12 protein-coding genes are annotated in these 14454 nt (G+C 68.6%); 9 read left to right on the top strand and 3 right to left on the bottom strand.

The window, feature by feature from the left end; translation table 11 throughout:
* Positions 1-20: 20 nt before the first annotated feature.
* Both ACSG06_RS08190 and ACSG06_RS08185 read right to left on the bottom strand, forming a co-directional pair.
* Positions 21-1028 (bottom strand): TIGR04024 family LLM class F420-dependent oxidoreductase, encoded by a 1008-nt coding sequence (locus ACSG06_RS08190; RefSeq protein WP_440989774.1) that lies wholly within the window; start codon positions 1026-1028, stop codon positions 21-23.
* Positions 1029-1160: 132 nt separating this feature from the next.
* Positions 1161-1937 (bottom strand): SDR family NAD(P)-dependent oxidoreductase, encoded by a 777-nt coding sequence (locus ACSG06_RS08185; RefSeq protein WP_440989773.1) that lies wholly within the window; start codon positions 1935-1937, stop codon positions 1161-1163.
* Between the two features lie 206 nt (positions 1938-2143).
* Between ACSG06_RS08185 and ACSG06_RS08180 the strand changes: the two genes are divergently transcribed.
* The 3 genes from ACSG06_RS08180 to ACSG06_RS08170 all read left to right on the top strand — a co-directional run bounded on the left by ACSG06_RS08180 (position 2144) and on the right by ACSG06_RS08170 (position 6363).
* A complete protein-coding gene (locus ACSG06_RS08180) occupies positions 2144-3652 on the top strand; it encodes a hypothetical protein (protein ID WP_440989772.1) in 1509 nt (502 codons plus the stop codon).
* A 127-nt stretch (positions 3653-3779) separates the two neighbouring features.
* A complete protein-coding gene (locus tag ACSG06_RS08175; protein ID WP_440989771.1) occupies positions 3780-4373 on the top strand; it encodes a GNAT family N-acetyltransferase in 594 nt (197 codons plus the stop codon).
* 130 nt (positions 4374-4503) lie between these two features.
* Positions 4504-6363: a sensor histidine kinase gene (locus ACSG06_RS08170; protein ID WP_440989770.1), complete on the top strand. Its 1860-nt coding sequence runs from the start codon at positions 4504-4506 to the stop codon at positions 6361-6363.
* On the opposite strand, the gene ACSG06_RS08165 is transcribed toward ACSG06_RS08170, so the two are convergent.
* Entirely contained in the window at positions 6364-7578 is a 1215-nt protein-coding gene (locus tag ACSG06_RS08165; RefSeq protein ID WP_440989769.1) for an acyl-CoA dehydrogenase family protein, read from the bottom strand.
* Positions 7579-7700: 122 nt separating this feature from the next.
* On the opposite strand from ACSG06_RS08165, the gene ACSG06_RS08160 reads away from it, so the two are divergent.
* The 6 genes from ACSG06_RS08160 (at position 7701) to sod (ending at position 14412) form a co-directional block, all read left to right on the top strand.
* On the top strand, positions 7701-8771 hold the full coding sequence (locus ACSG06_RS08160; protein ID WP_440989768.1) for a phosphotransferase family protein: 1071 nt from the start codon (positions 7701-7703) through the stop codon (positions 8769-8771).
* A 94-nt stretch (positions 8772-8865) separates the two neighbouring features.
* Positions 8866-9462 (top strand): DUF8173 domain-containing protein, encoded by a 597-nt coding sequence (locus ACSG06_RS08155; protein WP_440989767.1) that lies wholly within the window; start codon positions 8866-8868, stop codon positions 9460-9462.
* A gap of 55 nt (positions 9463-9517) precedes the next feature.
* Positions 9518-10939, top strand: coding sequence for a cryptochrome/photolyase family protein (locus ACSG06_RS08150; protein ID WP_440989766.1), 1422 nt, complete (start codon positions 9518-9520; stop codon positions 10937-10939).
* Positions 10940-11054: 115 nt separating this feature from the next.
* Positions 11055-11960, top strand: a complete 906-nt coding sequence (locus ACSG06_RS08145) for a UbiA family prenyltransferase (RefSeq protein WP_440989765.1) — start codon at positions 11055-11057, stop codon at positions 11958-11960.
* A 95-nt stretch (positions 11961-12055) separates the two neighbouring features.
* Complete coding sequence (locus ACSG06_RS08140) at positions 12056-13738, top strand: sensor histidine kinase (RefSeq protein WP_440989764.1); 1683 nt, start codon at positions 12056-12058, stop codon at positions 13736-13738.
* A 62-nt stretch (positions 13739-13800) separates the two neighbouring features.
* Positions 13801-14412 (top strand): superoxide dismutase [Mn], encoded by a 612-nt coding sequence (gene sod, locus ACSG06_RS08135; protein ID WP_440989763.1) that lies wholly within the window; start codon positions 13801-13803, stop codon positions 14410-14412.
* Positions 14413-14454 lie beyond the last annotated feature (42 nt).

The raw sequence follows: 14454 nt of genomic DNA, 5'->3' as shown, positions 1-14454 counted from the left end.
CAAGGTTGTGGCCGAGCGACTCAGTGCTGGTCGGGCGCGAGCGCGTCGAGCGTCTCGTGGATCTCCTCGCGGGAGGCGGCCCGCGGGAAGCCGACGCTGACGTTGTCGACGCCGTCGATGGCCGCGAACTTCGCGAGCTCCTCGCGGGCGCGCTCCGGTGTGCCGGCGGCCGTGAACGCATCGAGCATCTCGTCGGTGAATATCTCGAGGGCGGCCTCCCGGTCGCCGTTCATCCAGTTCGCGGCGATCTGGTGGGCCTCGTCCTCGTAGCCCTGGCGGGCGAGCGAGTCGCGGTAGTAGGTGCCCATCGCGCCGACGTAGAACGCCGAGTGCTGCTTTGTCAGGTGGCGGGCGTGCTCGCCGTCCTCGAGCGCACAGCAGGTCAGCGAGAGCGTCACGTCCTGCTCGCTGCGGTCGCGGTCGCCCATCTCGGTGCCGCGGTCGAAGTCCTCGAGGCGGTTCCGCATCGCCTCCGGCGTGAACAGGATGGCGTGCCAGCCGTCGGCGAACCGGCCGGCGAGCTCGACCGCCTTCGGGCCCATCCCGGCGGCGTCGACCTTCGGGCGCGGCTCCGGGGCGTCACAGCGCAGCCGGAATCCGGAGAGATTGAAGTACTCGCCCTCGTAGTCCAGCTCCTTCCCCTCGAGCACCATCTTCACGATGTCGACGTACTCGCGGGTGCGTCGGAGCGGGTTGCCGAAGTCGACGCCGTGCCAGCCCTCGATGACGGCGGGGCCGGACGGGCCGATGCCGAGGCGGAACCGGCCGTCGGAGACCTCCTGGAGCGTCGCGGCGGTCTGAGCCAGCAGCGCGGGCGACCGCGAGTAGACGTTCATGATGGAGGAGCCGATGCCGATCTCCTCGGTGGCGTGTGCGATGCTCGTCATCACGGTGACCGCGTCTCGCCCCCAGGTCTCCGGCAGCCAGACGAAGTCGTATCCCAGCTCTTCGGCGCGGACCGCCATGTCGACGAAGTCCTGCACCGAGTCCTGTGCAGCGACCGGCAGATGGACGTGATAGTCTGTCACGATACTGCAGGCCTTTGGGCCGGAGGGCCTTGATTACTCCCCATTTTCGTGCAAGGAACGTGGAACCGAGATGAACGCACGCGCTGTGGTTCCGGGCGCAGACTCGCTGCCGACGGTCTGCCCGTCGTCGGTTCAGACGTCGGGGTTCTCCATGATGTTCGGCACGCCGCCGGCCGTGATGGTCTGGCCCACCACGTACGAGGACGCCTGCGAGGCGAGGAACTGCGCGATGTCGGCGATCTCCTCGCTCAGGCCGATGCGCCGCTTGACCTCGTCGCGGTCGATCTCGTCGGCGGTGACGCCCATCTGGCTGGCGACGCCGGGGGTGGCGACGAAGCCGGGCGCGATGCAGTTGACGCGCACGTCGTCATCGGCCCACTCGAACGCGAGCGTCTTCGTGAGGTTCTCGACGGCCGCCTTCGCGGCGGCGTAGTGGCTCATCCAGGGTGCGCCCTGCTGGCCGGCGACGCTGGAGAGGTTGATGACGCTGCCGCCGCTCTCCTTGAGGTGCTCGGCGGCGGCGTACGTGCAGTGGTAGGTGCCGGTGAGGTTGATGTCGACGATGGTCTTCCAGCCGTTCTCGCTGATGTCGTCGAAGTTCGCCATGAACGACGCGCCGGCGTTGTTGACGAGCACGTCGATGCCGCCGAACTCCTCGACGGTCGCCTCGACGAGCGCGTCGACGGCGTCGCGGTCGGTGACGTCGCACTCGACGGCGAGCGCGCTGCCGGGTCGGTCGCTCTCCTCGATACCCTCGACGACGGGTTCGACGTTGTCGAGCTCGCGCGAGCAGACGACGACGTCGACGCCGTCGTCGGCGAAGCGTTCGGCGATGGACCGACCGATGCCGCTCGACGAGCCGGTGACGATGGCCACGTCGCCGTCGACCGCGAACTGTTCGGTGCTCATCGAACCGCCTCCGGTTCCTCGTGTGTCATGCTGCCGTACCGTACGGACTGCGAGCAATAAAGGTGGGTGAAGGCGGAGGCCCCAAACGCCCCGTGAATCGTTCCCGGTTTATTCCGGTAAAAGCAACAGTTCGCCCGCCCGGAATTGTAGGGAAACTATAACTATTGCCGAGTTGAAACATGGTCGAACAGCGAAGGGGGATATCAATGGAACACACGAATGGGGACACCCGTCGACACGGGATGACGGTCGCCCGGGGGGGCATCGTCGTCGCGAAACGGCTCGACGTGGAGTCGCTACCGCTACCGGCCGTCTCCTACGAGCTCCGGTCGGAGCGCGAACAACGGACGGAGGTACGACTCGTCGAACAGCTCCCGGCAACGGTCGGTGCGGACCGGATCGGCTACCATCCGGAGTACGGCGGCGACGGCTGGACGTGCTACGACGGCGGCGAGCTCGTCTGGCGGGGGGAGCTCGAACCGGGCGAGTCGCGCCGTGTCGTGCTGGCGGTCTGGCTGGATGCACCCGACACCGCGCTGTCGCTGTTGACGCCACCGACGGTCGAATCCGTCCGCGCAGTGGCGACCGCCACCGAACCGCACGTGCTCGACGAGACACTGCTCACCGGGGCTGGAAACGCCGCAGAGACGACGGCGGTCGCCGAGCACGTCCCCGACGAGGCGCTCCACTCGGGCGACGTGGGGGTTCCGACGCTCGCCGAGCTCCCGAACCCCGGCGACGGCCTGGACGCGCCGCCGCGGGCGGTGGTCGACGATGCCGCCGACGCCATCGCCGGCGGCGGCTCGGGCGAGGACCACGACCGCTACTACCACCTGCGGCTGTCGGTCGAGTCCGCGGACCGGGGTGTGCGCGACGTCTCCGTGCTCGAGGACCTGACGAACGCGCTCTCGGTCCTGTACGCCGACGCGGACGACCGCGACGGCGGTGCGTGGCGCGTTCTCGACGTCGCCATCGGGACGAACTGGCAGGCCGAACGCATCGTCACCGCGCTCGGCGACGACCACCGCGTCTCCGGCCTGGTCGTGACCGAACTGACGGGTGCGGTCGCCGCTCGGACGCACAGTTCCGTGCCGCCGTCGGTGGACCCGAATCCCGACGAGTTCGCCGCCTCGGTGTTCGACTCGGCGTCACCCACGCCCGACGAGGCCGGCGACTCCGCAGATGCCCCGTCCGACCGGCCGTCGCCCCGCCCTCGCGACGAGCCGAGCCCCGCAGTCGAGGGGACCAACACCGGGGACACGGCCGACGCGTTCGGGTTCGACGCGGCAGCAGCGGAAGCTGCCGACGACGCCTTCGGTGCCGAGTCGTCGTTCGAGTGTGCGGAGGGCTTCGAATCGAACGGGGACTTCGAGTTCGGTACCGGGGACGACGACGCGTCCGAGACGGCCCTGGACGACGTGGCGAACGACGAGTCCCCGGACGACCCCGTCCAGGTCGCGGTGCGCGGGGGTCGCTCGGACGGCGACAGCGGGGAGGGCCGTTCGGGCACTGCCCCCGCAACCGACGAGACCGAGGAGCCGACCGACGCGATGGCGACGTTCGCCGAACTCAAGGCGGAGACCGAGCAGGCCGACGTCGCGGACCTCGACGCAGAGCTCGAGGGGATGGTGCTCTCGCCGACCGGCTCCGAGGAGTACACCATCGGAAAGCTCCTCGACGACGTCGAGGAGGACACCGGACTGTCGTCGGTCTGAGAGTCCGCTGCCGTTCTCTCGGGCGCTTGAACAGAGCGGTGAGGGGCCACCCTGTATTTAAACCCCGTGTATGTGCGGGCTAGTGCCCTCGTCGCTCCGGCGCGTAGGTACGACGAGTGATACCAGGATGGCCACGAACGCTTGCGGGGGCTGGAACGTCGACGGCTGTGAGGGGACGCCGTTCTGCCCGCCGCGCTGTCCGCGGTTCGTCGGGAAGCACGGGACCGCGTTCCTGATCCAGCCGCTCCCAGCCGGCGAGGAGCCGACGGAAGGCCTCGTGGAGATGTACCGTGACTACCCCAGGGAACATCGGTCGATGGGGATCCCGCCGACCACCGAGACCCAGATCCGTGGCTGGCTGACCACCCTCCACGAGCGCGGCACGAACCTGCTCGCGTGGGACGGCGACCGCGTCGTCGGTCACACCGGCTTCGCACCAGACGACGGTGACGAACCGGAGTTCCTCGTCTACGTCGACCCCGAGTACCACGGCCGCGGGCTCGGCACCGAGCTCACGAGACAGGCCATCGCCTACGCCGCAGCGGCCGGCCACCGGGCGCTTCGACTGAACGTCGACAGCGACAACCGGACGGCCATCGCCGTCTACCGGAAGCTCGGTTTCGCGATCGTCGACAACTCGGGCGTCGAGCTCGAGATGCGGCTCCCCCTCGACGGCCCGACCGCCGTCGAGAGCCAGCTCGCGCCCGCCGCCAGCGCCTGATACCACCGGGGCGGTCGGCCTCTTTTCCCCGAACGGCCGTCTGTCGTCTGGTATCCGGTGTCGCGACACGAGTTAGCTACCGACAAGCGCAAGAATCATGTCGCGTCCGCGGCTCTTCCTCCAAATACGGATGCCAGACGACCTCCGCGTCCTCTGCGTGGACGACGACCCGGACGCCGCCCGCAGGACTGCGGAGTACCTGCGGGCGGCCGGAATGGCCTGTCCGGTCGCGACGAGCGGCGAGGAGGCCATCGAACGCCTCGACGAGAGCGTGGTCGACTGCGTCGTCAGCGAGTACGATATCCCCGGGATGAACGGCCTCGAACTGCTCGAGACGGTCAGGGACCGCGACGAGCGACTCCCGTTCATCATCTTCACCGGGCAGGGGTCCGAGTCGGTAGCAAGCGAGGCCATCTCGGCCGGCGTCACCGACTATCTCCGCAAGACGGGGACGGAGGCACGGCAGCTCCTCCGCCGGCGCATCAGGAACGCCGTCGATCAGTACCGGGCCGAGCGAGGCCTGGAGGAGACACGTGGCCGCCTCGAGGGGCTGCACCACCACGCGGTCGCCATCGCCGGTGCGCACGACCGTGACACCGTCGTCGACCAGGCGCTGGTCGCCGCCGAGCGGATCCTCGACTTCGACGTCTCGGGTGTCTACGTCGTCGAGGACGGGACGTTCGTCCCGCAGACCGAGCGCAGCTACCGGCCGGAGGGCGACCTCCCGACCGTCGACGATGGCGTGCTCGGGCACACCTACAGCGAGCGTGAGTCGGTGCTGGTCCGGGACGTCGAGGAGGACCGGACGGCCGAACCCGACCAGCCGGAGTTCCGCTCCGCTGTCAGCGTCCCAATCGGCCGCTACGGCGTGTTCCAGGCGATCTCCGAGGAGCCGAACGCGTTCACCGAGACCGACAAGGAGCTGGCCGAACTGCTCGTCACCCACATCACCCAGGCGTTCGACCGACTGGAGAGCGAGGCGGACCTCAGACGGACGAACGAGCAGCTGCGGGCCATCCTCGACAACACCACCGCGAACATCTACATCAAGGACCTCGAGGGTCGCTACCAGCTCATCAACGACCGCTTCCGCGAGCTGCTCGACCTCGCCCCCGGCGAGGCTGTCGGGCGGACCGACTTCGAACTGCAGGACGACCGGCACGCCGAGGAGGTCCGTGCGAACGACCGGCTGGCGATCGAACAGGGCGAACCCGTCCAGATCGAGGAGTCCGGCGAGTTCGAGGGGCGCGAGCGCATCTACTACTCGGTGAAGGTACCGCTGTACGGCGACGACGGCGAGCCAGTCGGCGTCTGTGGTATCTCCTCCGACATCACCGAGCTGAAAGAGCGCGAGCGCGAGCTGGAACGGCAGAAGGAGCGCCTCGACGAGTTCGCACACCTCGTCAGCCACGACCTCCGGAGCCCGCTCAGCGTGGCCCGTGGCTACCTCGAGATCGTCGGCGAGGAGGTCGACCACGACCACCTCGACGAGATCGCGACTGCCCACGAGCGGATGGAGAACATCATCGAGGGTGTCCTCACCCTGGCCCGCGATGGTCGGGAGATCGGTGCCCGCTATCCGGTCTCCGTCGAGGCGGTCGCCAGGGACGCCTGGGAGAACGTCGACAGCGGGGATGCCACGCTCTCCGTCGTCGACGATACGACCGTCGACGCCGACCGGGACCGGCTGCTACAGGTGTTCGAGAACCTCTACCGGAACGCACTGGACCACGCCGTGCCCGACGACGCCGACCGGGAGCTGACGGTGACGGCTGGCACGCTGGCGGCCGGTGGCTTCTACGTGGCCGACGACGGCGTCGGCGTCCCGAAGTCGATTCGCGACGGGCTGTTCGAGGCGGGTCAGAGCTCGGACCCGGACGGCACCGGGTTCGGGCTGGCCATCGTCGAGCGCGTGGTGAACGCCCACGGCTGGCGGGTCGAACTCTCGGAATCGGCGGCCGGCGGCGCACGGTTCGAGATCCGGACCTGACTACTGCCCGAACCGGGTGACGTTCTCCAGCTCGTCCAGCTTCGGCTCGGCGAACGCGTCGCGGGCGATGCTCCGGAGGTGGACCTCGTCGGCGCCGTCGATGATGCGGAACGCGCGGACGTTCTCGTAGAAGTCGGCGAGCGGCAGGTCCTTCCCGATGCCGTTGCCGCCGCAGATCTGGACGGCCTCGTCGATGGCGTCCTGGACGACGTTCGCGGTGAAGACCTTCGCCATGGCCACGCCGATGCGCGCCTCCTCGCCGGCTGCGATGTCGTCGGCCGCGTGGCGGATCATCGTCCGGGCGGCGTGCAGACGGGTGCGCTGGCGGGCGACGCGGAACCGGAGCGCCTGCTTCTCGGCGATGGGTTCGCCGAAGGCCTCGCGTTCGCTGGCGTACGCCGTCGCGATGTCGAGCGCGCGGTCGGCCATCCCGCCGAAGCGCATGCAGTGGGTGAGCCTGGCGGGGCCGAGGCGCTTCTGTGCGACCGCGAAGCCGGCGTTCTCGGGGCCGAGCGTGTTCTCGACGGGGACCCTGGCGCCGTCGAACGTGACCTCGGAGTGGCTGGACCCGACCGGCTCGCCGCCCATGTGGGGGATGTCGCGGACGACATCCAGCCCGTCGGTATCGCGGGGAACGAGGATGATGCTGGCACCCTCGTAGGGATGGGCCTCGGGGTCCGTGCGGGCCATGACGAGGAAGATGTCGGCGTCGCCCCCGCCGGTCGTCCACCACTTGTGGCCGTCGATGACCCACTCGTCGCCCTCCTTCTCGGCCGTGGTACTGAGCATCTTCGGGTCCGATCCGCCCCCCTGCATCGGCTCTGTCATGCAGAAACCGGAGTTCATCTCGCCGGCCGCGAGCGGCGCGAGCCATCGCTTCTGCTGCTCCTTCGTCCCGACGATCTCGAGCGTGTGCATGTTGCCCTCGTCGGGGGCCGCACAGCGCATCGCGAGGCCGCCGAGCAGGCTCCGTCCGGCCTCCTCGAACACCGGGAGCATCGCACGGAAGTCCAGGCCGAGTCCGCCGAACTCCTCTGGGATCTGCGGCCCGTACACCTCGTACTCGCGGGCGGTCTCGCGCAGGTCGTCGACGACCGAGTCCGGGACCGACTCGCTGCCGAGCCACTCCCGCTCCACCGGGATGACCTCCTGCTCGACGAACTCGCGGGCGCGGTCGGCGACCTCCTGTCCGACGTCCGGGTCGTGGTACTCCATGCCAACCGCTTCGAACGCCGGGGTGAAAAGCTGTCACACCACGGCGGTGAACTCGCGGGCCGTTCACGGCCGTCGCTGCTCCCACCCGAGGTTATTCCTACGATGCCACCCTTTGCCAGGCCGTGACAGACGCATCCGACGAGTACTTCGACCGGCTCGTCGACGAGGCGGCCCTGGAGTCGTACCTCCGGGCGAACCTCGGCGACGCCGACGACTACGAGGTACGCCGCCACCAGGCCGGCCACTCCAACGAGACGCTGTTCGTCACCTGGGGCGACCAGGAGCTCGTGCTCCGCCGACCGCCGCCGGGCGAGACGGCGGACAAGGCTCACGACGTGCTGCGGGAGTACTCGGTCGTGGACGCGCTCCAGACGACCGACGTGCCGCTCCCCCGGACCGTCCTCGCCTGCGACGACCACGACGTCGTGGGGAGCGACTTCTACCTGATGGAGCGCCTCGATGGCACCGTCGTCCGCGGCGCGGACGGCGACCCACTGACGGACCCGGCGGACCGGCGGCGCGTCGGCGAGGAGCTGGTGGACACGCTCGCGGCCGTCCACACCGTCGACGTCGACGACGTCGGCCTCTCGGAGTTCGGGCACCCGGAGGGGTTCACCCAGCGGCAGGTGCGACGCTGGTCGGAGCAACTCACCTGGGCCTTCTCGAAGACCAGCGACGAGCGCGAGGTGCCGGCCATCTACGACGTGATGGAGTGGCTCCAGGAGAACGCCCCCGAGGAGCACCCGCACACGCTCGTCCACGGCGACTACAAGCTGGACAACGTGATGTACGACCTCTCCGGCGAACCGGAGCTCGTCGGCGTGTTCGACTGGGAGATGAGCACGCTCGGGGACCCGCTGACCGACCTTGGCTGGATGCTGTCGTTCTGGCGTGACGCGGACGACCCCGACCCCGTCTCCGAGGAGTTCTTCGACGCGTTCCTCGAGAACGAGGGCTACCCGACCAGACGGGAACTGGTCGACCGGTACGAGGCCGCGACCGGCATCGAGTACACGAACGACCGGTTCTACCGGGCACTGGCGGTGTACAAGCTCTGCGGACTCGGCGAGATGTTCTTCGCGCGCCACCTCGCCGGCGACGCCGACGACCCGCTCTACCCGAAGATGCGCGAGGCGGTCCCCGCGCTCGCGGACCGGGCCCAGCGCATCATCGACGGCGAGGAGCCGCTGTAGCGCGTGCTGGCGTCATCGGTGCTTTCCAGAAGTGTCGGTATACTCTGGTAACTGGTGGGATACTTCTTTGGTAGTGCGGTGCATGGGGTCGTGTATGGGGGAGTTTGCCACCGTGGCCAGCGTGGGGGCTGGCACGACAGCGACTGCATCGGCAACGGGGTTGGGGGACCTCGGCGCGTTCTGGACGCTCTCGCTTCCAGTTCGGGCCGTCATCCTCTCCGCCTCGACACTACTGCTCGGGATACTGATCGTCGGACTGTTCCCGGACTACGGGACGACGGCGGTCGAGCGCGTCAGACGGGGACTGCTCAGCTCGTTCCTCATCGGCAGCGTCGTCGCCGTCGTGTACGCCGGGTGTCTCCTCGTCCTCTGGTTCGCCGCGGGACGGGACCCGATCGTCTCGCTCATCGCGATGCCGGTCCTGTTCGTGCTCGTCGGGCTCGGGACGGTCTGGACCGCCATCGGACTCGTCGGGCTCTGTCAGGCCACCGCCGACCTCGTGGGAGGCGAGCACATCGCGTGGGGGATCACCGGCGCGGTCGTGGTCGCCGGTGCGAGCGTCGCCGCGCCGGCGTACGGGCTCGCCATCGCCGTCCTCGCCGCCGTGTTCGGCTTCGGGGCCGGTATCCGGACGCGTCCGGGCGTCCGGATGGCGCCCGAACGGGTCGTCCCGCCGGACCGGAAGGTGTAGCGACCCACCGTCCGTTGGCAGTAGCTTAAGGGAGCAACCGCCAGTGCCTACGGGTATGCAGCTCCACTGGCATCGCGACGACCTCCGGGCCGCCGACAATCTGGCGCTGGCCACGGCGACCGACCACGCGGACGAGCGCGGTCCCGTCGCACCCGTGTTCGTGTTCGACGACGAGGTCCTCGCCTACGGGTCGCCGAACCGCGTCGCGTTCATGCTCGACGCGCTCGCCCGGCTCCGCGAGGCCTACCGCGACCGCGGGAGCGACCTGCTGGTCCGTCGGGGCGACCCGCGGACGGTGCTCCCCGGCCTCGCCACCGACCTCGGGGCGGGACGCGTCACCTGGGCCGAGGGCTACTCCGGCCTCGCGAACGAGCGTGACGCTGACGTCCGTCGACGCCTCGACGCGGTCGACGTAGCCCGGGAGTCGGTCACCGACGCCCTCCACCACGAACCCGGCTCCATCACCACGAACGACGGCGAGCCGTACTCGGTGTACACCTACTTCTGGAAGAAGTGGCGCGACCGGCCGAAGTCCGACCCCGTCGACGCCCCCGACGCCGACGCGCTCGTCGACGCCGAGGAGCTGCCCGAGCCGGAGCCGCTCCCGACGCTCGCCGAACTCGGCTTCGAGGAGCCGACCGCCGACGTCCAGACGGCGGGCACGGCCGCCGCGCGTGACCGGCTCACCGCGTTCTGCGACGGCCCGATCTACGACTACGAGGAGCGACGGGACTACCCCGCCGACGGCTGCACGTCGCGGCTCTCCGCCGACCTGCGGTGGGGCACTATCGGGATACGGGAGGTGTACGAGGAGACCGCGGCCGCCGCCGACCTGGCCGACTCCGAGTCCGAACGGGGGTCGGTCGAGGAGTTCCAGAGCCAGCTCGCGTGGCGCGAGTTCTACCACCACGTGCTGTTCTTCAACCCCGAGGTGGTCTCGGCGAACTACAGGCAGTACGAGCACCCCATCGACTGGCGGAACGACACCGACGAGCTGCAGGCCTGGAAGGACGGCGAGACGGGCTACCCCATCGTCGACGCCGGGATGCGACAGCTCCGCGAGGAAGGGTACATGCACAACCGCGTGCGGATGATCGTGGCCTCGTTCCTGACGAAGGACCTCCTCGTCGACTGGCGCGAGGGCTACGCGCACTTCCGCGAACACCTCGTCGACCACGACACCGCCAACGACAACGGCGGCTGGCAGTGGGCCGCCTCGACGGGCACCGACGCCCAGCCGTACTTCCGGATCTTCAACCCGATGACCCAGGGCGAGCGCTACGACCCCGACGCCGAGTACATCACGGAGTACGTGCCGGAGTTGCGCGACGCCGACCCGTCGCTGATCCACGGCTGGCACGAGGCCAGCGAGCTGATGCGGGAACAGGGGGCCCCGGAGTATGCACGACCGATCGTCGACCACGGCGACCGGCGCGAGCAGGCGCTCTCGATGTTCGAATCGGCACGCGGCGAGTGAGGGAGGGTTTCCGGTCGTGTTTTGCAGTACATAATAAAATTCTTATCCTGTCGTAATTATTGTTGGCCATCTCACCAAGCTATTTCCGAGCGCGCCACCCTGTGTCGAACGTTCTATGAGTCAATCGAACGACCCGTACAGGCCCGAACAGTTCACGTACCGTCTCCCGGACCCCACCACCGCCGTCGAGCGCGCGTTCGGGGTCGCGAAACACGCCTCCTTCATCGACGGCGCCGTCGCCGCGACGAAGGTCGTCGTGGTGTCGCTGCTGCTGTCGCTGCCGGTCACCACCGCGGTGCTGCTCGCCGGACTCGTCACCTTCTCGGTGTACGGTTCGAACAAGCTGGTCGACGCCGAGGACGAGGTCAACTGTCCCGAACGGGCGGGCTTCGTCGCCCGGAACCGCGAGGCGCTGCTGGTCGGCACGCTCGGTGCGTACGTCCTCGCACTCCTCGTCGCTGCACTGGAGGGCCTCGACTCGTTCCTGCTGACGCTCGTCCCGGCTGTCGCCGCGGTGCTGTACAGCACGCCGTGGCTCCCGGTCGACGGCGGCACCCGGGTGAAGGACGTGCTCGTCGCGAACACCGTCCTCGTCGCCGGTGCCTGGGCCATCTTCGTCGCGTTCATCCCGGTCACCTACGCGGACGCCGCCGTGACGCCCGCGGCGGTCGTCGTCTGCGTCTTCTTCTTCCTCCAGACCGTCGTCGCCGGCGAGGTGCTCAACGCCCGTGACGTGGCAGGCGACCGTGCAGAGGGCGTCGACACGATGGCGACCGTCTTCGGTGTCCGCCGCACCCAGCTCGTGCTGTTCGCCCTCGACGGTGTCACCCTCGCGCTCCTCGGGGCTGCGGCGACGGCCGGTGTGCTCGCCGTCCCCCTCGCCCTCGCGCTGGTTCCGGCTGTCGTCTACTCGCTGCTGGTCACCGCACTCGTCGGACGTGACGTCGACCTCGGACGGCTCGGTACCTGTCGTGACTGCCAGTACGCCGTCATGCTGTGTTTCGTCCTCCTCGCCGTTTGAAATCGCTCCTCGATATTGCCAGTCGAGTTAAGGGCGTGGGACGACAACCCGATGTACATCGGTTCCACACGGAAATGACCGTCTCGCTCGTTCCCATGTCAGGGCTCCTCATCACCGCCGTCGTGGCCACGTTAGTCGCCTGGCTCGCCTACCGACAACGACCGAAGCCTGGAGCGACGTGGCTCGCGGCGATGCTCGTCGCGGTCGCGTGGTGGGCGCTGTTCTACGCGCTGGAGCTGCCGATCGAGACGATGGCGACACGCCGCCCGTTCATGAAGCTCCAGTGGCTCGCGAGCCTCACCATCCCCGTCTTCTGGTTCCTGTTCGCGCTCGAGTACACCGGCCGTGACCGGTACGTCAGCTGGCGGACGGTGGCGGGGCTGCTCGTCGTCCCGGCGGCGGTGCTCGGGTTCGTCGCCACGTTCGAGCACCACGGCCTCATCTACCAGCAGCCCCAGCTCGTCGACCAGGGGGGTACCTACGTCGTCGACCACGTGTTCGGCCCGCTGTTCTACCTCGGCGTCGGCTACGCCTACCTGGTCGTCCTCGGCGGGTCGCTCCTGTTCGTCTCGCTGGTCTTCGACCGCAGTCCGACACACCGGCGACAGTCGCTCGCGCTGCTGACCGCCGTGCTCGCCCCCTGGGTCGGGAACCTGGTCCACGTGCTCGACGTGCCGATGGTCGCGCTCGACCCGACGCCCATCGCGTTCCTGGTGACCGGCGTCGCGAGCTACGTGGCCCTGAACGAGCTCGACCTGTTCGAGGCGGTTCCCGTGCCAGATTCCATCGCCCGTGACGTGGTCGTCGAGGGCATGGAGGACCCGGTCGTCGTCATCGACGAGCGCAACCGCGTGGTCGACGCGAACGAGGCAGCCTCGACCATCTTCGGCTACGACGCCACGGCCGCACTCGGACGCGATGCGGCCCGGACCATCCCCGGGTATCCCCAGGCGATGGAGGACGAGCACGAGACGGTCGAGGTCGAGACGGGGCGTGGGCGCCGCTACTTCGACGTCTCTGTCTCCGACATCACGAACAGCAACGACCGTCGCATCGGCCGGGTGGTGACGATGCGCGACGTGACCGAGCGCACCCACGACGAGCAGCGCCTCGACGTGCTCAACCGCGTGCTCCGGCACAACCTCCGGAACGAGATGAACATCGTCGCGGCCTGCGCGGAGGAGCTCTCGACCACGGTCGACGACGACGAACTGGAACTCGTCGAGACCATCCGGGAGCGTGCGACGGAGGTCGCCTCGCTTGGCGACACCGCACGCCGCATCGAGCGGCTGCTGGAGAGCGCCGACGAGGAGACGTACGAACCCCTCGAGACGATGCTCGCCCGCGTCGTCGAGCGCGGCCGGAACCAGTACACCACGGCCTCGTTCGAGACCGTCTGGACCACCGAGCAGGGGACGCTCTACTGCCCCCGGACGATCCAGCCGGTGGTGTGGAGCCTGTTCGAGAACGCCGCGAGCGAGGACAACGCCTCGGTGACCGTCTTCGTCACGCCGGGGAACGACGGCTACGTCTCGGTGACGGTTGCCGACGACGGTCCGGTCATCCCGGAGCGCGAGCGCGAGGTGCTCAAATCAGGCACGGAGACCCCGCTCGACCACACCAGCGGGCTGGGCCTCTGGCTGGCGGTCTGGGGTGTCCGCTCCATCGGTGGCACCATCGACTTCGAGAGCGAGGCGGAGACGGGGAACGCGATCACGCTCCACGTCCCCTGCGAGTTCGAGGCGACGGCGGCCACGGAGAACCGGGTTGCCAACTAGACCCATACGGGTTCTAAACTTTTAAACGGGAATCGACCGTATGGTAGGACTGGGTGATACAAATGGCCGAGAAATCACACGCAGAACTGCCGCCGCTTCCGTACGACTACGACGCACTCGAACCGTCCATCTCCGAACAGGTTCTCACCTGGCATCACGACACACACCACCAGGGGTACGTCAACGGTCTGAACGCGGCCGAGGAGACCCTCGCGGAGAACCGCGAGTCGGGCGACCACTCCTCGTCCGCCGGTGCGCTCGGGAACGTGACCCACAACGGCTGTGGGCACTACCTTCACACGCTGTTCTGGGAGAACATGTCTCCGAACGGCGGCGGTGAGCCCGAGGGCGACCTCGCGGACCGTATCGAGGCTGACTTCGGCTCCTACGAGGGCTGGAAGGGCGAGTTCGAGGCGGCCGCCTCGGCCGCCGGTGGCTGGGCGCTGCTCGTCTACGACCCGGTCGCCAAGCAGCTCCGCAACGTCAAGGTCGACAAGCACGACCAGGGCGCGCTCTGGGGCGCACACCCCATCCTCGCGCTCGACGTCTGGGAGCACTCCTACTACTACGACTACGGTCCGGACCGCGGCAGCTTCATCGACAACTTCTTCGACGTCGTGAACTGGAACAAGGTCGCCGACGAGTACCAGAAGTGCGTCGAGCACTTCGAGTAAGCGACGAGCCGTACACCACCGGATTTTTTCGCACCAGCGCGG

Origin of the sequence: Haloarchaeobius baliensis (assembly GCF_052060055.1) — an archaeon.
Taxonomy (GTDB): domain Archaea; phylum Halobacteriota; class Halobacteria; order Halobacteriales; family Natrialbaceae; genus Haloarchaeobius; species Haloarchaeobius baliensis.
The sequence above is the reverse complement of the archived record's forward strand: the minus strand, read 5'-3'. Positions and strand labels throughout refer to the sequence as shown.